This is a genomic window from Arthrobacter sp. 2MCAF14 (genome assembly GCF_052115645.1).
In the GTDB taxonomy this organism is placed as follows: Bacteria; Actinomycetota; Actinomycetes; order Actinomycetales; family Micrococcaceae; genus Arthrobacter.
Genome location: NZ_JBFRHB010000012.1, coordinates 69442 through 89482, shown reverse-complemented (window position 1 = coordinate 89482; position 20041 = coordinate 69442). Strand labels below are relative to the sequence as shown.

Below are 20041 nucleotides of genomic sequence, written 5' to 3'. Positions count from 1 at the left end.
ACCACTACTAAGGAGACAACCCGATGCTTTTTGGGCGCGGAAAGAAGTCCAAGGCTGAGCAGCCGAAAGACAACGGTACTGAGCAGGCCAATGCCGCGACGACGCGGCAGGACTCCGGCCCGGTAGCCGGTGGAGCCGCCAAGGGCGACTTCCGCTTGTCCAAGGGGCCATTGGATGCCAGCGAAATTGATAGCCAGGACGGCTATGTGGATCTTGGTGCCTTGCTGATCGAGCCTTCCGAAGGCCTTCAGTTGCGCCTTGAAGTAGAAGAGGCAACCCAGCGGGTAGTGGCGGTCACCATGGACCTCGACGGCTCGAGCCTCCAGCTGCAGGCGTTTGCCGCTCCACGTTCCGAAGGGCTCTGGGACGAGATCCGCGAGCAAATCGGCCAGTCCGTGTCCAGCCAAGGAGGCGAAGTCGAGGAGATCGTCGGCACCTTCGGCACCGAACTCGTCGCCAAGCTTCCTACCGAATCCGCCGACGGCGGACGCGGCTTCCGGGCTGCCCGGTTCATGGGAGTCGATGGGCCCCGCTGGTTCCTTCGTGGCGTCATCGGGGGCAACGCGGCATTGGATAGGAAGGCGGCCGAAGGACTGGAGAACCTCTTCCGCAAGGTTGTGGTCATTCGCGGAGACAACCCCATGCCGCCCCGTGAGCTGCTTCAGCTGAAGCTGCCCAAGGACGCTGTAGCCTCCGGGCAGCACGAAGCTCCCCACGAAGCGCCGGAGCTTCAGCAACCCGAGCGCGGCCCGGAGATCACCCAGATTGGCTGACAAAGCGGCGCGTCCCGCTGCCGCCCATGGCGGTCCGGCGTCCCTGCCCCTCACTGAACTCCCCGTCCGGGGACGGGTCGACTGCACGGGATTCATCGAGTCGGTGACCTACCAGCCCGCCAACGAACAAGCACACTTCTCGGCGATCGTCGTCGACCGGATTGCGCACAGGGGTGACACAGGTCCGTTGACCCGACTCCGCGTCATCTGGCTCGGGCGCCGCAAAGTGCCCGGAATCGAACCTGGGACTGTCCTGCGGCTCGAAGGCATGGTCACGCCGCGGGACGGGATGCCCACCATGTTCAATCCGCGCTATGAAATCCTCTCCCGGCAGGAGCACCAATGACCGTCGCCAACGGATCCGGCCCCCACGAAAAACCAGCGCACGAAAATCCCGGCTCGGAGGAGCCCCGCCAGGGCACGGAGGGGCCGAGCATTGCGGACATTGCCGCCGGGTACGCCGAAAAGGCCGGACTCCAACGCAACAGCCACGGGCACGTGGACATCCTCAAATCCGCCGGGGGTGTTCAGGGGATAGTCGAGAGCACCGTGCCCGGCCTCGTCTTCCTGATCGCTTTCATGGTCACCCGCGACCTTCCGGCGTCCCTGATTGCCTCCCTCGCGGCTGCAGCCGTCTTCACCGTGGTCCGGCTGGTCCAACGGCGCCCGCTGACCCAGGCGCTTGCCGGGATCGCCGGCGTCGCCATCTCCGCTTGGCTCGCGAACACCACCGGCAAGGCCGAGGATTTCTACGTTCTGGGTTTCTACACGAATATCGCCTACATCGTGGGAATGGTGCTGTCGATCCTGCTCAAGTGGCCGATCGCCGGCCTGCTGTTCGGATTCGTCCGCAACGAAGGCTTCGAATGGCGGAAGAACCCGGAGCGCCTGCGGGCCTACGCCATCGGCACGTGGGTGGTCATTGCCGTGCTGGCACTGCGTCTTGTGGTCCAGGTTCCGCTGTATTTCATGGGCGAACCGGGCCTGGCTGCACTCGCTACCATGAGGCTGATCATGGGGGCTCCGCTATACATCCTGGGTCTCTGGATTGCTTGGCTCCTGACCCGGCCGGTGCCGGGCCAGAAGCCGAACCGCGATCCTCAGCCGTCGAAACCGTCGTCGTCGGACTGATCCGAAAACTCTTCCTTGACGTCAGCTGAACCGTGGTCCGCGGCGGTCGGGGACAGCAAGGCCCTGAGACCGTCTTCGGCCACAATGGTCGTGACGAAGAACAGTTCGTCGCCACCGTCGATCACGTCGTCGCGGCTCGGTGTGATGGGAGCATGGTCCCGGAGGATCGCCACCAGGGTGGCGTCGTCGGGCCACTCGATGCCGCCCACCGTGCTGCCGATGATGTGCGAGTCGTGGGGAACCGTGAATTCGACCAGCGAGGACACACCCGTCTGCAAGGTCAGCAAACGGACGAGGTCACCGATTTCCACGGCCTCCTCGACGAGCGCCGTCATGAGCTGCGGGGTATTGACTGCGACGTCGACGCCCCAGGAATCGTTGAACATCCAGTCGTTCTTGGGATTGTTGACCCGTCCCACCGTGCGGCCCACACCGAATTCGGTCTTGGCCAACAAGGACACCACAAGGTTGACTTTGTCGTCGCCGGTCGCGGACACGACGACGTCGGCCCCTTCCAGTTTCGCTTCCTGCAGCGTGCTCAATTCGCACGCATCGCCCACCAGCCAGCGCGCGCCCCGGAGGCCGCTGCGCCCGATGACTTCCGGTTTGAGGTCGATCAGCATGATCTCGTGTTTGTGGGCAAGCAATTCACGCGCGATGGATGAACCGACGCTGCCTGCGCCGACAATGACGACTTTCACTCAGACTCCTTGGCGGGTGCGCTGGAAAGGATGCGCGCCACCTCGGCGCCGCGGTCCAGGTTCAACATGGCGTGCACTGTGTCGCCCTCCTGGTACGCCGTTCCGGCCTGGGGCAGGACGCCTTCGCCAAAACGGGTAAGGAATGCGACACGGATTCCGGATGCTGCTTCGATGGCAGTCAACGGGTGCCCGATCCAGCCTTGGTCAAGGTCCACCTCGGACAAAACCAGCCGGCCGGAGGGTTCACGGTAATCGCCTGCCAAGTGCTGCTCGGGCAGGATCCGGCGCAGGACCTGGTCCGCGCTCCAACGCACGGCGGCCACCGTGGGGATGCCCAGACGCTGGTAGATTTCGGCGCGGCCGGGATCGTAGATGCGGGCAACAACATGCGAAACATGGAAAGTCTCACGGGCTACCCGGGTGGCGAGGATATTCGAATTGTCACCGCTGGAGACAGCGGCGAAGGCGTACGCCTCCTCGCAACCTGCCTGCTTGAGGGTGTCCCGGTCGAAGCCGACGCCCGTGACTTTCCTGCCGGTGAATCCGCTGCGCAAGCGGCGGAAGGCACGGTCGTCCTGGTCGATGATTGCCACCGAATGGCCGGCGTCTTCCAAGGTATGCGCCAAAGTTGCGCCAACTCGTCCGCAACCCATGATCACAAAGTGAGCCACGGTTTCTCCTTCACTCTTATGCTTGCCGCTCGGTAAGACTCTACCGGGGCAAGTCGCGGAAGCCAGTCCGCCGTCATGACATCGCGTTCGATTCAGAGTAGCTTTGCGGAGTGCTGACAATTCTCAACGCCGCGAAGCGGGTGTTGGTGGGGCGGCCGTTCCGGAACGACCGCCTGGCCCACACCCTGCTTCCCAAGCGCATTGCGCTGCCGATTTTCGCTTCGGATGCCCTGTCCTCCGTGGCGTACGCCCCTGACGAAATCCTGCTGACCCTGGCCCTCGCGGGCGTGAGCGCCGTGGCTATTTCGCCGCTCGTAGGCCTCGCGGTCATGGTGGTCTTGCTCACGGTTGTTGCCTCGTACCGGCAGAACGTCCACGCCTACCCTTCAGGTGGCGGCGATTACGAAATCGCCAACGTCAATCTGGGGAAGTTCGCGGGCCTGACGGTCGCTGCCGCTTTGTTGGTGGACTACGTACTCACCGTCGCCGTGTCGATGTCCTCCGCGGCGGCGTACCTGACCACGGCGATCCCCTCTCTGCATGGGCAGCAGGCGCTCATCGCCACAGTCGGCGTCGTCGTCCTGGCACTCGTGAACCTGCGCGGAATCAAGGAAGCAGGCAGTGTCTTCGCGGTTCCCACCTACATCTTCATGTTCTCCATCCTGGGCATGACGGCCGTCGGTATCTTCCAGGCGGCCACAGGCCAACTCGGCCAGGCTCCCTCGGCAGCCTTCACGATCGTCCCGCAAGAGGGATTCGATCAGGGACTCGTGGGCCTGGCAGGGGCGTTCCTGCTCCTCAGGGCTTTCTCCTCCGGCGCAGCCGCCCTGACCGGTGTGGAGGCCATCAGCAACGGCGTGCCGAACTTCAAGAAGCCCAAAAGCAAGAACGCGGCCACCACGTTGATGCTGCTCGGAGTCATCGCCTCGGCCATGCTCGCCGGCATCATCTACCTTGCCAATGCCACCAAGGTCCACATCGTGCTGGATCCGGCCAAGGAATTCCTCCTGCACGGCCAACCGCTCCCGGACGACTACATCCAGAACCCCGCCATCAGCCAGATTGCACAGACGATCTTCGGCCCCGGGTCCATCCCGTTCTACGTCGTTGTCGCCGCCACCGGCGTCATCCTCGTCTTCGCCTCCAACACGGCATTCAACGGATTCCCGGTCCTGGGGTCGATCCTCGCCCAGGACGGCTACCTTCCCCGCCAGCTTCGGACCCGCGGAGACCGCCTGGCCTTCAGCAACGGCGTCCTCGCCCTTGCGGCCGGGGCCTTGGTCCTCATCATTTCCTTCAACGCCGATGTCACCAAGCTCATCCAGCTGTACATCGTCGGCGTCTTCATTTCCTTCACGATGAGCCAGCTGGGCATGGTGCGTCACTGGGGCAGGGAACTCAAACTTGCGCAGGACAAAGCCGTCCGCCGCAGGATCCTGAAGTCCCGCACCATCAACGGGCTCGGCTTCGCCATGACGGCGCTGGTGCTGACCATCGTGCTGATCACCAAGTTCGAGCAGGGCGCCTGGATCGCCCTTCTGGCGATGTTCGTGCTGTTCCTCATCATGTGGAGCATCCGCGCCCATTACGACAATGTGGCCAAGGAACTTGCCGTTGACGAGGATTCTTCCCCGCGTGCATTGCCTACCCGGGTCCACGCCGTGCTGTTGGTGTCCCACGTCCGCAAACCGGTGCTGCGCGCCCTCGCCTACGCCCGGGCATCGAGGCCGTCCCGGCTGGACGCCATCATCGTCGACATCGACCATGAGGAAACGGCGCACACTGTCGAGGCCTGGGACAAGCTGGACATCCCGGTCCCGTTGACTGTCTTGGCGAGCCCGTACAGGGAAACCGTCACGCCCATCCTGGACTACGTCAAGAACATGCGCCGCGATTCCCCGCGCGACCTGATCGTCGTCTACATCCCGGAGTACGTCGTCGGCAAGTGGTGGGAACAGCTCGTCCACAACCAGACCGCCTTGCGCATCAAGGCCCGGCTCCACTTTGAGCCCGGCGTGATGGTGGCCAGCGTTCCATGGCAATTGAAGTCCTCCGAAGAAGCAAAGGCATTGCAGGATACCTGATGACCCTCCCCAGCAACACCGAATCCAGCTCGCCCACGGCCCAGGACGGAGCTGCCACGGAGCTGGTGGTGGACGTCGGCCCCATCGCCCATGGCGGCCACTTTGTCGCACGGCACGAAGGCCGGGTCATTTTTGTCCGGCACGGCATCCCGGGGGAGAAGGTCCGGGTCAGGCTGACCGACTCGGGAGAGTCTTCGCGGTTCTGGCGTGCCGACGTCGTCGACGTCTTGGAAGCATCAGAGGACCGGACACGCCATTTCTGGCCGCTCGCCGACTCACTTGCCGCTTGGCGCAAGGGCGGTCCGCCCGTGGGCGGCGCCGAGCTCGGGCACGTAACACTGGAACGGCAGCGTCTTCTCAAAGCCGAAGTCCTCGCCGAGCAGCTCAAGCGGCTCGCCGGGGTCGAACTCCATGTCGAAGTGGAGCCGGCCGCCGCCGGCGACCCGCGCTCCGACAGCGTCGCAGGTTCCGACGGCGAGACAGGGCTCGGCTGGCGGACCCGTGCCAGCTTCGCCGTCACCCCCGGTGGCCGTCTGGGGATGCATGCCCACCGCTCCGACGTCGTGATTCCGGTTCACGAGATGCCCTTGGCGCTGCCCGGCATCAACGATTTGCGGCTCTGGGACATTGATCTGCGGGGGATTTCGCGGGTGGAAGTGGCCGCGCCTGCCAACGGATCGCGTCCGCTCGTCCTTCTCGCCCCGGAAGAGGGTACCGACGCCCGGCGCCTCAACCGGATCCTGGGCCAGCTCCCGCATGAGGTCTCAGTGGCAAGCTTCGACCCCGTCGGCGGAGACGTCCTGCAGCTGCGCGGCAGGACGTGGGTCCAGGAATCGGCTGCCGGTCACGAATACCGTGTAACGGGAGAAGGGTTCTGGCAGATCCACAAGGATGCGCCCGGAACCCTGGTGGGGTCGGTGACAGGATTCCTTCACGACGGCGGCTTCCTCCTTCCGGGATCGGCCGTCGCCGATCTTTACGCGGGAGCCGGATTGTTTACGGCGCCCTTGGCGGATGCGGTGGGGATCACCGGTTCGGTATTGTCCGTCGAAGGATCGCCCGGGACCAGCCGGGATGCCCGCAAGAATCTGCACGGCGAGACCCAGGTGGAAATTGTCCAGGGCAGGGTGGAACGCGTCCTCCGGCAGCGCCCCCGGAGCTTCGATGCGTTGGTGATCGACCCGCCGCGGGCCGGTGCGGGCAAAGCGGTGGTCAGCCAGCTCATCGAGTCCGGGCCGCGGGCAATCGCCTATGTGTCGTGTGATCCGGCGTCCTTCGCGCGTGATCTGGGGTACTTCCGGAACGGCGGATGGCGTCTTGAATCCCTCCGGGCCTTCGACCTGTATCCGCACACACATCACCTTGAGACCGTTGCGTTGCTGGTGCCGGCGGCGTAGCCGCCACTACGATGGTGGAGAAGTCCTACGTCGCGCTTCACTTCTCCACCGGCCGCACGATGCTCAGATTAGGTTTGCCTAACTAGCTAGCGGTCAACCACGCGACAAAGATGAAAGCTGTTGCGAGAGGAGTCCTGCCATGAGCACTGTGGACAGCTTCGGTTCCAAAGGCGTACTGAATGTAGCCGGCACCGATTATGAAATTTTCCGGTTGAACTCCGTTGAGGGCGCAGACCGCCTTCCGTTCAGCCTTAAGGTATTGCTTGAAAACCTCCTGCGGACGGAAGATGGCGCCAATATAACGGCCGACCACGTCCGCGCCCTGGCCGGCTGGGACCCGGATGCCCAGCCGGACACCGAGATCCAGTTCACCCCGGCCCGCGTCATCATGCAGGACTTCACCGGAGTTCCCTGTGTCGTTGACCTTGCCACCATGCGCGAAGCCATCAAGGACCTCGGCGGCGACCCCAAACGCGTCAACCCGCTGGCTCCGGCTGAGATGGTCATCGACCACTCGGTGCAGATCGACGCCTTCGGCAACTCCGGCGCGCTTGAGCGCAACATGGAGATCGAATACCAGCGCAACGGCGAGCGTTACCAGTTCCTGCGCTGGGGCCAGACTGCTTTCGACGACTTCAAGGTTGTTCCCCCGGGAACCGGCATCGTCCACCAGGTCAATATCGAATACCTGGCACGCACAGTCATGACCCGCGAAGTTGACGGCGTCCTCCGCGCCTACCCCGACACGTGCGTCGGCACGGACTCCCACACCACCATGGTCAACGGCCTGGGCGTGCTGGGCTGGGGCGTAGGCGGCATCGAAGCCGAGGCTGCGATGCTGGGCCAGCCCGTCTCCATGCTGATCCCGCGCGTTGTCGGCTTCAAGCTCACGGGTTCCATCCCCGCGGGCGCTACCGCCACGGACGTCGTCCTGACCATCACTGAGCAGCTGCGCAACCACGGCGTGGTCGGCAAGTTCGTGGAGTTCTACGGCGAAGGCGTTGCGGCTGTGCCGCTGGCCAACCGTGCCACCATCGGCAACATGAGCCCGGAGTTCGGGTCCACGGCAGCGATGTTCCCGATCGACGACGTCACGCTCGAGTACCTGCGCCTCACCGGCCGCTCCGATCAGAACGTCGCCCTGGTCGAGGCCTACGCGAAGGAACAGGGCCTCTGGCACGATCCCTCCCACGAGATCAAGTTCTCCGAGTACCTCGAACTGGACCTGTCCACGGTTGTTCCCTCCATCTCGGGCCCGAAGCGTCCCCAGGACCGGATCATCCTCACGGAGTCCAAGGCCCAGTTCCGCGAGGACCTGCGCAACTACGTGAAGGAAGACCTGGCCGACGGAAGCCTGGACGAAGCGATTGACGAGAGCTTCCCGGCCTCCGATTCGCCGTCGTTCACTGCCTCCGCGACCCACCTGGCCGACGTCGCGCCGCACGCACACGGCCCGAAGTCCAACGGTCGCCCGTCGAACAAAGTGAGCGTCACAACAGCTGACGGCCGCGAATTCGAACTGGACCACGGTGCCGTTTCGATCGCTTCGATCACGTCCTGCACCAACACGTCCAACCCGTCCGTGATGCTGGCTGCCGCGCTGCTGGCCCGCAACGCCGTGGACAAGGGCCTCGCCTCCAAGCCGTGGGTCAAGACTTCTGTCGCTCCCGGCTCCAAGGTCGTCACCGACTACTACGAGAAGTCCGGCCTGACTCCCTACCTGGAGAAGCTCGGCTTCTACATCGTGGGCTACGGCTGCGCGACCTGCATCGGTAACTCCGGACCGCTCGACGCCGAAATCTCCGAGGCCATCCAAGCCAACGACCTTTCCGTCACGGCTGTCCTCTCCGGCAACCGCAACTTCGAAGGCCGCATCAACCCGGACGTCAAGATGAACTACCTGGCCTCCCCGCCGCTGGTCATCGCCTACGCCCTGGCCGGAACCATGGACTTCGACTTCGACGCCGATCCGCTGGGCCAGGACCAGGACGGCAACGATGTCTTCTTGAAGGACATTTGGCCGAACCCTGTCGAGGTCCAGAAGGTCATCGATTCCTCGATCGACAAGGAAATGTTCGCCCGCGGCTACGAAGGCGTCTTCGACGGCGACGACCGCTGGAAGGCACTCGAGACGCCGGCAGGCGACACCTTCGCCTGGGACGCCAAGTCGACGTACGTGCGGAAGCCCCCGTACTTCGAAGGCATGAAAGCGCAGCCGGAACCGGTAACGGACATCGCCGGCGCCCGCGTGCTGCTGAAGCTGGGCGATTCGGTCACCACCGACCACATCTCCCCGGCCGGCTCCTTCAAGTCGGACACCCCGGCAGGCCAGTACCTTCTGGCCAACGGTGTGGAGCGCAAGGACTTCAACTCTTACGGTTCACGCCGTGGCAACCACGAGGTCATGATCCGCGGAACGTTCGCGAACATCCGCATCAAGAACCAGCTACTCGCTGACTTCAACGACGGTGTGGGCGTCGAGGGTGGCTTCACCCGCGACTTCACCCAGGCGGACGGCCCCCAGGCCTACGTCTACGACGCTGCCCAGAACTACCAGGCAGCCGGCACCCCGCTGGTGGTCCTTGCAGGCAAGGAGTACGGCTCCGGCTCGTCACGTGACTGGGCTGCCAAGGGAACCGCGCTGCTGGGCGTGAAGGCTGTCGTCGCCGAAAGCTACGAGCGCATCCACCGCTCCAACCTCATCGGCATGGGCGTCCTCCCGTTGCAGTACCCGGCGGGCGAGTCCGCTGCGTCGCTGGGCCTTGTTGGCACGGAAACGTTCTCTGTCGAGGGCGTCACCGAGCTGAACAACGGCACGACGCCGAGGACGCTCAAGGTCACCGCAACGGCAGAGGACGGCAGCACCAAGTCCTTCGATGCCGTGCTGCGCATCGATACCCCGGGCGAAGCGGACTACTACCGCAACGGCGGCATCCTGCAGTACGTTTTGCGCCAAATCTCGGCACACTAGCGAGAACTCCGCCTGAGCCGCAAGGCAACAGCTACAGCCCCGGCTGGTCATCGACCGGCCGGGGCTGTAGCCTTTCCTGCGGCTTGGTGCCGGCCAAGGCGTTAGAGTTGTATAGCACGTCAATCACCCTAAGGAGGGGCCGTTGGGACTTTTGGAGACAATCCGGAACCCGCAGGACCTGAGCAAGCTCACCGGTGAGCAGTTGGAGCAGCTTGCAGGCGAGATCAGGACTTTCCTCATCACCAACGTCGCCCAAACGGGCGGTCACCTCGGACCGAACCTTGGCGTGGTGGAACTCACCATGGCCATCCATAAAGTTTTCGATTCGCCGCGGGACAGCATCGTTTTCGACACAGGCCATCAGTCTTACGTCCACAAATTGCTGACCGGCAGGCAGGATTTCAGCACCCTCCGGCAGCAAGGGGGAATGTCCGGCTACCCAGATCGTGCAGAGTCCGAACACGACATCGTGGAAAGCTCCCACGCGTCCTCCTCCTTGTCCTGGGCCGACGGTATCTCCCGGGCCCGCCAGTTGACCGGCGAGGGCGATCGCTGCGTTGTCGCCGTCGTCGGAGACGGTGCGCTGACGGGCGGTATGGCGTGGGAGGCGATCAACAACATCGCCGCAGACAAGCGACGCCGCGTGGTGATCGTCGTCAACGACAACGGGCGCTCCTATGCGCCCACCGTCGGCGGCGTGGCAGACTACCTCGCTTCACTGCGCCCCACGATCGACTCCCTCCGGGCGGCCCCCACCTACGAAGTGGTGTTGGACTGGTGGAAGAAGAAACTTCAGAGCGGTGGACCGATCGGCCAGTTCACCTATAAGAGCCTGCATGCCATGAAGAAGGGCATCAAGGATTGGTGGGCTCCGCAAGGCATGTTCGAAGACCTCGGCATGAAGTACATCGGCCCTGTCGACGGCCATAACATGCGGGCCCTTGAGCACGCGCTCACTACTGCCCGCAATTACGGCGGCCCCGTGATCGTCCACGCGATGACCGAAAAGGGGCACGGTTACGCACCTGCCCTCGCCAACGAGGCGGACCAGTTCCACGCCGTCGGGATCATCGATCCCGAAACCGGCGAACCCACCGAAGCCGGTGGAGCCCGCTCCTGGACATCGGTTTTCGCCGAGGAAATCGCGGACATCGCCGATGAGCGCGACGACATCGTAGGCATCACCGGGGCCATGCTGATCCCCGTCGGACTGCACAAGTTCGCGGAACGGCACCCGGAACGGGTGATCGACGTCGGCATCGCCGAACAGCACGCCCTCACCTCGGCCGCAGGCATGGCCTTTGGCGGACTGCACCCCGTCGTCGCCGTTTACGCGACATTCCTGAACCGCGCCTTCGACCAGCTCCTCATGGACGTCGCACTGCACAAAGCCGGAGTGACGGTCGTGTTGGACCGCGCCGGCGTGACGGGCCCGGACGGAGCCAGCCACCACGGCATGTGGGACATGGCGATGGTCCAGATCGTTCCGGGGCTGCACCTCGCGGCTCCGCGGGATGCCAGCCGCCTGCGGGAAGAACTCCGCGAAGCTGTTGCCATCGCCGACGCGCCCAGCGTGGTCCGCTTCTCCAAGGGCAGCGTTGGAAGTGAGATCGAAGCCATCGAACGGCTTTCCGACGGCGTCGACGTGCTGGCGCGCCGCCCAGAAGGCTCCACCGAGAACGATGTCCTGATTGTCAGCGTCGGTGCCATGTCCGAGCTCGCCCTCGACGTCGCTTCCCGTCTCGGCTCCCAAGGCATCAGTTCCACCGTGGTGGATCCGCGATGGGTCCTGCCGGTACGCAAGTCCATCATTGCCCTCGCCGCCCGGCACCGATTGGTGATCTGCATCGAAGACGGCGTCCGTGCTGGCGGCGTCGGCTCCCGGATCCGCCAGGAGATGCGCGCTGCCGGTGTGGACACGGCCCTCAACGAGGTGGGGCTTCCGGTCGAATTCCTCGACCATGGAACCCGGAGCCAGGTCCTTGAGCGGGTGGGGCTTACCGCCCAACAGATAACGCACGACGTCGTCGCGCAGGTCCTGGGGACAAAGGTGCCTTTCGCGCGGCCCTTGCCAGGACAAGGACATCCGACGACGGGCAGTCTCCCCAAGCTGTGAACGGCTGTTCCCAGCGGAATCAAACACACAGGCACCCTTCGACGGCACAGGTCCATAACAGCACCTGCGCGGAGTGGTCCAGAAAAGGACAGGCATGAGCGGCATCATCCGCACCTATAAGCGCGACGACGAAGCGGTCCTGCATTTCCGGGAGGCTTGGTATGACGAGGAATTCAAGCAGCTCGTGATCAACCGCGGGGTCGTGGGACACCAGAGCAGCACGGACGAAACCGACGTCGAGGACGAATCCGCCGTCGAAGGACTCATGACAGCCTTTGCCGCGCAATGCGAAGAGGACGGTTATGCGGAGATTCCCGAGACTGAGCAGTTTTGGGTGGTCGCGCAGATCGCGCTGAAGACGAAGGACGGGACCGACCGTGACCGCTACCTTGAACGCAAGGCCAAGGCCGCGCTGACGAGCGAACTGGCCTGGCGCGGCCTGGGTACCGTGGATCGATCCGACATCAGCGACTCGAAGCTCAACATTTTCTGCCTGTGCCCGGACGTCAACAAGGCCGTCAACGCCATCAAGGTGTGCATCCGGGGAGAAGACCTCGACTTCACCAAGCTGAGCATCGCGGCCGCACCCCATGCCGAACCCACCGCATTCAAAGTGAAACACTCGCCGAAAACCGGTCCGGGCTTTACCCTCTAAGGACCATATCTCCGCTTCGAAGGGACAAACATGGCGCCCAAGAGCAACTGGCCCGGACACACTCCGCTGCCCAAGGGCTTGTCCGCTCCCGCACGAAGGGCACTCGCCCACGAGGGTCTGGAAACCCTGGAGCAGCTCGCCGAATTCGGTGAGGGGCGGGTGGCGGCCCTGCACGGCATGGGCCCCAAGGTCATGGCCCAGTTGCACGACGCGATGGAAGAGGCAGGAATCGCCTTCGGATCCTGAGCGGCGGACTGGCCCCTGCGGGCGTTGTAGGGTGAAACCATGACTGAATATCGCCGTCTTGGAAATTCCGGATTGACCGTCTCAGTAGTCGGTTTGGGGTGCAACAATCTCGGCCGGGCCAATACGGCCACGGAATCGCAGGAGGGTACCAATGCGGTAGTGCATGCCGCCTTGGATGCCGGCGTGACCCTTTTCGATGTTGCAGACGTCTACGGCCGGGAGCCCGGCCTCAGTGAGACCATGCTGGGCGTCGCCCTGAAAGGTCGCAGGGATGACGCGATCGTGGCCACGAAATTCGGTATGGACATGCACGGCGCAAACGGCAACGATTTCGGCGCCCGGGGATCGCGACGTTACATCATCCAGGCCGCCGAGGCATCGTTGCGCCGTCTCGGCACCGACTGGATTGACCTGTACCAGTACCACACGCCGGATCCACTCACCCCGGTTGACGAGACCCTCGCCGCCCTCGATGACCTCGTGACAAGCGGCAAGGTCCGGTACCTCGGTCATTCCAACCGTGCAGGCTGGCAGATCGCCGAAGCGGAATACGTCGCCCGGATGCAGTGCGGTGCGCGGTTCATTTCGACGCAGAACCACTACAACCTGCTGGACCGCCGCGCGGAACTCGAAGTCCTTCCGGCCGCCCAGGCCTTCGGACTCGGTGTGCTGCCGTATTTCCCCTTGGCGAACGGCCTCCTAACGGGCAAGTATGCTCCGGGCAACGCCCCGGAAGGATCGCGCCTCAGCCACACGCGGACCAACATGGTGAACGACGCCGACTGGGTCCAGCTAGGCCGGTTCAGCCAATTCGCCAAAGAGCGGGACCTGAACGAATTGCAGCTGGCCTTCTCCTGGCTGGCCGCCCAGCCCGCAGTCAGCAGCGTGATTGCGGGAGCCACCCGCCCTGAACAAATTGCCGAGAACGCGAAAGCCGTGCGCTGGGTGCCCACGGCAGAAGAACGCGCCGAAATGGACGACATCTTCCCGCGCACGCCCAAGGTCGCCCTCTTCTAAGGAGCCTTCCATGAGCGGGGAGCAGGCAGCGGTTGCAGGCCAGCGCGAGCCCGTGAGCTTGCTCGTGGACTGCGACACGGGAATCGACGATGCCCTCGCCCTGGCCTACCTCTGCAGCCAGCCGCATGTGGAGCTGGTGGCCGTGAGCAGTACTCCCGGCAACGTCGCGGCGGAGCAAGTGGCACGCAACAACCTGTCCCTGCTCGAGTTGTGCGGCCGCACCCACGTGCCCGTTGCCATCGGTGCCCGGGCTCCGCTGCGGATCCCGCTGACCACGACGCCGGAAACCCACGGGCCGCAGGGCATCGGCTACGCCGAGCTGCCGGAACCGCACGGACATGTGCACGATGCCGACGCCGTCGAGCTCTGGGTAGAAGCGGTCCGGTCACGGCCGGGGGAGCTGACCGCCCTGCTGACGGCGCCCCTCACCAACTTCGCCCTCGCCCTGCGGGCCGAGCCGCGGCTACCGGAGCTGCTGCGCGGCGTTGTGATCATGGGTGGCAGCTACTACTACCAAGGCAACACGACGCCCACCGCCGAGTGGAACACCCACATTGATCCGCACGCCGCGGCAGAGGTGTTTGCGGCGTTCTCCGGACTTCCTGAGGAACGCCTGCCGGTGGTGTGCGCCCTGGAGACCACGGAACGGATAGAACTGACACCCGAACACGTGGCCGCCTTGGCTTCCGAGGCAGGCTGCACGGAGCCGGAACTTGTCCTTCCGGAACAGCCGGAAGGGCGGCGCAGCACCGCTTCGAATGAACTCGTGCGGCACCTCAGCGATATGCTGCGCTTTTATTTCGAGTTCCATCGCCGTTACGACCAAGGCTATGTGGCGCACATCCACGACTACTTCGCGGCGTCCGTCGCCGCCGGCACCGCCAGGTACAGTACACGCACGGCAACAGTGCACGTCGAGACAGCGGCCCCCAGGCTCATCGGGACCACCGTGGCGGACTTTCGCGGACTGTGGGGCGAGCCGTCCAACGCGCGCATCGTCTCGGAGAACCACCCAAGGGAGGCGTTTGCCGAATTGGTGAGCTCATTGGGTGGCCTTGCCCGGAGGCTGCCGGACCCTAGCCGGCAGGAACGCTAGCCCGCGTTCGGTTTCGACGCGATCCCGGGTGCCAGGAAGCGTTTGCCGTTGACACGCTCGGAGGCGCCAACCCGGTCCAAGTAGGGTGTGATCCCGCCCAGGAACATCGGCCAGCCTGCGCCGAGGATGACGCAGAGGTCAATGTCTTCCGGCCCTGCCACCACGCCTTCGGACAGCATGAGCCCGATTTCCTCGGCCAAGGCGTCCTGCGTGCGACGCAGGACTTCCTCGGCCGTGGACGGAGTGGTGCCGAAGGACATGAGCGCCAACGTCTCCGCCGGGATGACCGGCTTTCCCTCAGGACCCGGGGCCCAGAGTGACTTCACACCGTTGTCAACCAACTTCTGCAGGTTCTGGGAGACCGCAAAACGTTCGCCGAAGGCAGCGTGCAGCGATTCCTGGACGTGCTGGGCGACCGGAAGGCCCACCATTGCGCTGAGGGTGAAAGGACTCATCGGCAGGCCCATGGGGCGCAGCGCCGAGTCGGCGACTTCCGCCGGCGTCCCTTCGTCGAACGCGGCAATGACTTCGCCCATGAGTCGCAGCAGGATCCGGTTGACGACGAAAGCGGCGGCATCCTTGACGAGCACGGCTGTCTTCTTCAAGCCCTTGGCGAGCTCGAACGCGGTGGCCAGCACGGCGTCGTCGGTCTTCGGAGCACGCACGATCTCCAGGAGCGGCATGACCGCAACCGGGTTGAAGAAGTGGAAACCGACCAGGCGCTCCGGGTGCTGGAGATCTTCGGCCATCGCGGTCACGGACAGCGAGGACGTGTTGGTGGCGAGGATGCATTCGGGGGAGACGATGGCCTCCACTTCGGCGAAGACCTGCTTCTTGACATTGAGTTCTTCGAAGACTGCTTCAATGACGAAGTCGGCATCGGCGAATGAGTCTTTGGAGACGGAGCCGCTGACGAGGGCTTTGGTCCTGTTGGCTGCGTCGGAGCTTATCCGCTTCTTGCCGAGCAGTTTGTCCACCTCCGCATGGACGTAGGCGACTCCCTTGTCCACGCGCTCCTGGTCGATGTCCGTGAGGACCACGGGTACTTTGAGCTGGCGTGCGAACAGCAGGGCGAGCTGGCTCGCCATCAGGCCGGCACCGACGACGCCGATCTTCGTCACCGGACGCGCGAGCTTGCGGTCGGGCGCGCCGGCAGGACGTTTGGACCGCTTCTGCACGAGGTCCAGGAAGGCGTAGACGGTGGAACGGAACTCATCCGTCTGCATCAAATCAGCGAGTGTCTCGCATTCCAGGGCCGCGGATTCCGCCTTGCCCATGGTCCGGTTGGCCTCGAGGATGTCCAGCACCTTGGCCGGAGCCGGTGATGCGTTCGAGGTCTTGGCTTCCACGAACGCCCGGCCCGCTGCCACGGCACCGGCCCAGCGTTCGGCAACTGCGGGATCCGCCGGATCCACGGAGTTGCTCCGTTCGCGGACGACCTCGCCCGCGATCACCTTGGCGGCCCAGGCAATTGACTGCTCCACGAAATCCGCGGGTTCGAAGATGGCGTCGGCAATGCCGAGCTGGAAAGCCTGGGGGCCGGTGAGCGTGCGGTTGTTGCTCAGCGGGTTCTCGATCATCACCTTGAGGGCGTTTTCCGGGCCGATGAGTCGCGGCAGGATGTAGACGCCGCCCCAACCGGGGACGAGCCCGATGAAGGCTTCGGGCAAAGCGAGGGCGCCAGCGCCGGTCGAAACCGTGCGGTAGGTGGACTGGAGGGCGATTTCGAGGCCGCCACCGAGCGCGAGGCCATTGATGAAGGCGAAGCTGGGAACGCCCAGGTCGGCGAGCGTCGCGTAGACGTCGTGGCCCAGCTGCGCCATCCACAGGCCGTGTTCGCGCTCTTCGAGCCGCTTGACCGCTGAGAGGTCCGCTCCGGCCACCAGGAAGTACGGCTTGCCCGTGACGCCGACGCCGACGATCTCGCCGCGCGCAGCGCGATCCTTGAGCCCTTCAAGTGCCGTCCCGAGCTCGACGAGGGTATTGGGTCCGAGGGTGGTGGGCTTGGTGTGGTCCAGGCCGTTGTCGAGGGTGATCAGGGCGAACGTTCCAGCGTTGCCGGGGAGTTCGATGTCCTGGACGTAGGAGTGGGTCACGGTCTCGTCCGGGAACAGTCCGGCCAGTTTCTGGAATTCTGCGGCGCTCATGCTGCGGCTCCCTTGCTCTCGGTGTCGGCGGAGGTCTCTGTTGCGCTGTGGTCGCTGTTGTAGTCGGAGTGGCGCGGGTTCTCCCAGATTACTGTGGCACCCATTCCCAGGCCGATGCACATGGTCGTTATGCCGTACCGGACTGACGGGTCTTCTTCGAACTGGCGCGCCAATTGGTTCATGAGCCGCACGCCGGACGATGCGAGGGGATGCCCGACGGCGATTGCCCCGCCGTAGCGGTTGACGCGCGGGTCGTCGTCGGCGATTCCGAAGTGGTCCAGGAAGCTCAGGACCTGAACGGCGAAGGCCTCGTTGATCTCGAAAAGGCCGATGTCCTCGATGCCGAGTCCGGCGTTCTTGAGGGCCTTCTCGGTGGCCGGGACCGGTCCGATTCCCATGACTTCGGGTTCGACGCCGGCGAAGGCATAGGAGACGAGGCGCATCTTCACGGACAGGCCGAGCTCCTCGGCAGCCTCCGCGGAGGCAAGTACTGCCGCCGTCGCGCCGTCATTCAAGCCGGCGGCATTGCCTGCGGTGACCCGGCCGTGGGCCCTGAACGGCGTGCGCAGCTCCGCGAGGTCATCCACCGTGGTTCCGGGGCGTGGCGGCTCGTCGACGGTGTTCACTGTCCAGCCTTGTCCAGGCTTCATTGTGGCGACCGGGACCAAGTCGGGCTGGATCTTGCCCTTGCCGTAGGCGGCGGCTAGCTTTGCCTGGGAGGCCGCGGCGTAGGTGTCGGTTCGCTCTTTGGTGATCGACGGGAAACGGTCGTGCAGGTTCTCCGCGGTGTTGCCCATGTTCAGGGCGGCCGGATCCACGATCCGCTCGGACATGAACCTGGGGTTGGGATCCGCTCCGGCGCCCATGGGGTGGTTGCCCATATGCTCCACACCGCCGGCAATCACGACGTCGTACGCGCCGAAACCGATGCCGCTCGCCGTCGTCGTGACCGCGGTCATTGCTCCGGCACACATGCGGTCGATCGCAAAGCCGGGTACGCTGCGGGGCAGGCCGGCAAGGAGGGCGGCGGTGCGGCCGATGGTCAGGCCCTGGTCGCCGGTCTGGGTCGTGGCGGCGATGGCTACTTCGTCAACGCGTTCGGCGGGCAGGCCCGGGTTACGCCGCATCAGTTCGCGGATGCACTTGACCACGAGGTCATCGGCACGGGTGCCCGCATAGATGCCTTTTTCGCCCGCTTTGCCGAATGGCGTCCGGACGCCGTCCACGAAGACGACGTCGCGGACTGCCCGCGGCTTGGCGCTGTTCCGGGTTTGGATCATGTGGGGCTCCTCGTTGAGACATGGATGCCGGACAGCCCTCACACGGGAAGCCGGTGTCATTGACGGCCATGTTACTCGCCAGTAACTTAGCGCGCAAGGAGATCCTCGCTCACATATCAAGGGTTTCCGGCGGACCCTCGCTCCCATATCAAGGGTTTCCGGCGGACCCTCGCTCACATCACCCGAGGATTTCCGGCGGATCCTCGCTCACATCACCCGAGGATTTCCCTTGGAAAGGGTGTTGATGTGAGCGAGCGTTGTGCCTGAAGGGCTTGTTTGTGAGCGGGCGTTGTGCCTGAAGGGCTTGTTTGTGAGCGGGGGTTACACGGGGAGTGCGGGAACCTTGGTCTAGGGGGCCGGGGTTCATTCCTGGGACGGCGGGTTCCGGGGCTCTTTGGGCTCCTTGGGCGGCAACGGCTGCGGATTCAGTGACGCCTCGGCGAGGATCGGCGCCGTGATGGCAATTTGCCACTCGCGGGCGCCGAGGGCGCGCAGCTCTTCGGATACGGACTCCAGGGTGATGTCCGACGGCGGCCGCCACAGCACGCGCCTCATGTAATCAGGAGTGAGCAGGTTCTCCACGGGAAGCTTGAGCCCATCGGCCGCCTCTTGAAGCCGGGGCCGGGCAGTCCCCAGGCGGGCGGCGGCTTCGGGATCGCGGTCTGTCCAGACCCGCGGTGGCGGGGGAGCGTTGGTTGGAAGATGAAGCGGTGGAAGGTCTTCGGTGCTCCTCGCGCCGGCAATGCAGCGCAGCCAGCGTGGCGCTTCGCGCTGTGCGGCCCGCCCGTGGAAGCCCTTGGTGGCCAGGAGCTGCGGAACGGTCGTGGGCATGGCCTTGGCTGCGGCGACCAGGGCGGAATCGGGAATGAGTCGGCTGGGAGCAACATCCCGTTTCCGCGCGAGCTGATCCCGTTCGTACCAAAGCTCGCGCACGGCAGCCAACTGACGGCGGTCACGGATCTGGTGCAGTCCAGAGGTCTTGCGCCACGGGTCCACCCGCGCGGCCGGAAGGCCTGCTCCGAGGATGCCGGCAAATTCTTGTTCGGCAAATTCCAGCTTGCCATCCGCTTCCAGGAGTTCGATGAGTTCTTCCCGCAATTCGGCCAGCACTTCGACGTCGAGGGCCGCGTACCGCAACCAGGGTTCGGGGAGGGGTCGGGTGGACCAGTCGGCGGCAGAGTGTTCCTTGGCGAGGCCGAAGCCCAGGAGTTGCTCGATGACGGCTGCCAGGCCTACGCGAGGCAGTCCGGCAAGGCGTGCGGCCAGTTCCGTGTCGAAGAGCTTGTCAGGCCACATGCCAAGCTCGGCCAGGCACGGAAGATCCTGCGTGGCGGCGTGCAGGATCCACTCGACGCCGCGCAGCGCCTCGTTGATGATCTTCAGGTCATCGAAAGGCTCGGGGTCGATCAGCCAAGTGCCTGCGCTGTCGCGCCTGATCTGCACCAGGAAGGCACGCTGCCCGTAGCGGAAGCCGGAGGCGCGTTCGGCGTCGACCCCGGCGGGGCCGGATCCTGCGGCGATGGCAGCGGCGCACCGCTCCAGGCCGGACAGGGTGTCGATGACAAGCGGCACGCCCTCGCGCGGGGCATCCAGGTCGATGATCTCAGGTATCCGGCCTTCGAAGCCGTCTACCGTGATGTGTGGTGTGGGATCAGCAGCCGGAGCGCCGGCTGTGGTGGGTTCCAGATTTTCAGGGGTCATGGTGCCTTCAGTTTACCGACTCTGTGCTCGGCCGGTCCGGCCGGGGATTACAGCG

Annotated in this window: 16 protein-coding genes; 11 read left to right on the top strand and 5 right to left on the bottom strand. The window is 64.6% G+C overall.

All coding sequences use genetic code 11. The features are described from left to right. Positions 1-23 precede the first annotated feature (23 nt). The 3 genes from AB4074_RS10630 to AB4074_RS10620 are packed head-to-tail and all read left to right on the top strand — an operon-like array spanning position 24 to position 1904. The gene (locus tag AB4074_RS10630; protein WP_236817035.1) at positions 24-773 is read left to right on the top strand and encodes a DUF3710 domain-containing protein; all 750 of its coding nucleotides are present in this window, start codon (positions 24-26) and stop codon (positions 771-773) included. After that, positions 766-1119 (top strand): hypothetical protein, encoded by a 354-nt coding sequence (locus tag AB4074_RS10625; protein WP_441413348.1) that lies wholly within the window; start codon positions 766-768, stop codon positions 1117-1119. Before AB4074_RS10630 ends, AB4074_RS10625 begins: the two co-directional genes overlap by 8 nt. Further along, positions 1116-1904 (top strand): DUF3159 domain-containing protein, encoded by a 789-nt coding sequence (locus AB4074_RS10620; RefSeq protein ID WP_441413347.1) that lies wholly within the window; start codon positions 1116-1118, stop codon positions 1902-1904. Before AB4074_RS10625 ends, AB4074_RS10620 begins: the two co-directional genes overlap by 4 nt. On the opposite strand, the gene AB4074_RS10615 is transcribed toward AB4074_RS10620, so the two are convergent. Both AB4074_RS10615 and AB4074_RS10610 read right to left on the bottom strand, forming a co-directional pair. Then, positions 1874-2605: a potassium channel family protein gene (locus AB4074_RS10615; protein ID WP_441413346.1), complete on the bottom strand. Its 732-nt coding sequence runs from the start codon at positions 2603-2605 to the stop codon at positions 1874-1876. The genes AB4074_RS10620 and AB4074_RS10615 overlap by 31 nt on opposite strands. Beyond that, positions 2602-3276, bottom strand: a complete 675-nt coding sequence (locus tag AB4074_RS10610; protein WP_441413345.1) for a potassium channel family protein — start codon at positions 3274-3276, stop codon at positions 2602-2604. Before AB4074_RS10610 ends, AB4074_RS10615 begins: the two co-directional genes overlap by 4 nt. A 110-nt stretch (positions 3277-3386) precedes the next feature. Between AB4074_RS10610 and AB4074_RS10605 the strand changes: the two genes are divergently transcribed. The 8 genes from AB4074_RS10605 to AB4074_RS10570 all read left to right on the top strand — a co-directional run bounded on the left by AB4074_RS10605 (position 3387) and on the right by AB4074_RS10570 (position 14858). Further along, positions 3387-5360 carry an APC family permease gene (locus AB4074_RS10605; RefSeq protein ID WP_437773255.1) on the top strand — a complete coding sequence of 658 codons (1974 nt, stop codon included), beginning with the start codon at positions 3387-3389 and terminating at the stop codon, positions 5358-5360. Next, positions 5360-6757, top strand: coding sequence for a class I SAM-dependent RNA methyltransferase (locus AB4074_RS10600; RefSeq protein ID WP_441413344.1), 1398 nt, complete (start codon positions 5360-5362; stop codon positions 6755-6757). Before AB4074_RS10605 ends, AB4074_RS10600 begins: the two co-directional genes overlap by 1 nt. Before the next feature lie 139 nt (positions 6758-6896). Continuing rightward, positions 6897-9728, top strand: a complete 2832-nt coding sequence (locus tag AB4074_RS10595; protein WP_441413343.1) for an aconitate hydratase — start codon at positions 6897-6899, stop codon at positions 9726-9728. Between the two features lie 142 nt (positions 9729-9870). Continuing rightward, complete coding sequence (dxs, locus tag AB4074_RS10590) at positions 9871-11844, top strand: 1-deoxy-D-xylulose-5-phosphate synthase (protein ID WP_441413342.1); 1974 nt, start codon at positions 9871-9873, stop codon at positions 11842-11844. A 94-nt stretch (positions 11845-11938) separates the two neighbouring features. Then, positions 11939-12499 (top strand): hypothetical protein, encoded by a 561-nt coding sequence (locus AB4074_RS10585; RefSeq protein WP_441413341.1) that lies wholly within the window; start codon positions 11939-11941, stop codon positions 12497-12499. Between the two features lie 30 nt (positions 12500-12529). Then, the gene (locus tag AB4074_RS10580) at positions 12530-12745 is read left to right on the top strand and encodes a hypothetical protein (protein ID WP_028266791.1); all 216 of its coding nucleotides are present in this window, start codon (positions 12530-12532) and stop codon (positions 12743-12745) included. A gap of 39 nt (positions 12746-12784) precedes the next feature. Next, a complete protein-coding gene (locus tag AB4074_RS10575; RefSeq protein WP_441413340.1) occupies positions 12785-13762 on the top strand; it encodes an aldo/keto reductase in 978 nt (325 codons plus the stop codon). Between the two features lie 10 nt (positions 13763-13772). Next, a complete protein-coding gene (locus tag AB4074_RS10570) occupies positions 13773-14858 on the top strand; it encodes a nucleoside hydrolase (protein ID WP_441413339.1) in 1086 nt (361 codons plus the stop codon). On the opposite strand, the gene AB4074_RS10565 is transcribed toward AB4074_RS10570, so the two are convergent. The 3 genes from AB4074_RS10565 to AB4074_RS10555 all read right to left on the bottom strand — a co-directional run bounded on the left by AB4074_RS10565 (position 14855) and on the right by AB4074_RS10555 (position 19986). Then, positions 14855-17005, bottom strand: coding sequence for a 3-hydroxyacyl-CoA dehydrogenase NAD-binding domain-containing protein (locus AB4074_RS10565; RefSeq protein ID WP_441413338.1), 2151 nt, complete (start codon positions 17003-17005; stop codon positions 14855-14857). The two genes, AB4074_RS10570 and AB4074_RS10565, sit on opposite strands and share 4 nt — an antisense overlap. Continuing rightward, positions 17002-18285, bottom strand: coding sequence for a thiolase family protein (locus AB4074_RS10560; protein WP_441413337.1), 1284 nt, complete (start codon positions 18283-18285; stop codon positions 17002-17004). The genes AB4074_RS10565 and AB4074_RS10560 overlap by 4 nt, the downstream gene beginning before the upstream one ends. 363 nt (positions 18286-18648) lie before the next feature. Continuing rightward, on the bottom strand, positions 18649-19986 hold the full coding sequence (locus AB4074_RS10555) for an HRDC domain-containing protein (RefSeq protein ID WP_441413336.1): 1338 nt from the start codon (positions 19984-19986) through the stop codon (positions 18649-18651). Positions 19987-20041: the final 55 nt, after the last annotated feature.

Bases quoted from the DNA above. Each gene is read 5' to 3' on its own strand.
- AB4074_RS10600 (WP_441413344.1), top strand. From the start codon at position 5,360: ATGACCCTCCCCAGCAACACCGAATCCAGCTCGCCCACGGCCCAGGAC.
- AB4074_RS10580 (WP_028266791.1), top strand. From the start codon at position 12,530: ATGGCGCCCAAGAGCAACTGGCCCGGACACACTCCGCTGCCCAAGGGC.
- AB4074_RS10620 (WP_441413347.1), top strand. From the start codon at position 1,116: ATGACCGTCGCCAACGGATCCGGCCCCCACGAAAAACCAGCGCACGAA.
- AB4074_RS10585 (WP_441413341.1), top strand. From the start codon at position 11,939: ATGAGCGGCATCATCCGCACCTATAAGCGCGACGACGAAGCGGTCCTG.
- AB4074_RS10630 (WP_236817035.1), top strand. From the start codon at position 24: ATGCTTTTTGGGCGCGGAAAGAAGTCCAAGGCTGAGCAGCCGAAAGAC.
- AB4074_RS10565 (WP_441413338.1), bottom strand. From the start codon at position 17,005: ATGAGCGCCGCAGAATTCCAGAAACTGGCCGGACTGTTCCCGGACGAG.
- AB4074_RS10570 (WP_441413339.1), top strand. From the start codon at position 13,773: ATGAGCGGGGAGCAGGCAGCGGTTGCAGGCCAGCGCGAGCCCGTGAGC.
- AB4074_RS10555 (WP_441413336.1), bottom strand. From the start codon at position 19,986: ATGACCCCTGAAAATCTGGAACCCACCACAGCCGGCGCTCCGGCTGCT.
- AB4074_RS10575 (WP_441413340.1), top strand. From the start codon at position 12,785: ATGACTGAATATCGCCGTCTTGGAAATTCCGGATTGACCGTCTCAGTA.
- AB4074_RS10560 (WP_441413337.1), bottom strand. From the start codon at position 18,285: ATGATCCAAACCCGGAACAGCGCCAAGCCGCGGGCAGTCCGCGACGTC.
- AB4074_RS10595 (WP_441413343.1), top strand. From the start codon at position 6,897: ATGAGCACTGTGGACAGCTTCGGTTCCAAAGGCGTACTGAATGTAGCC.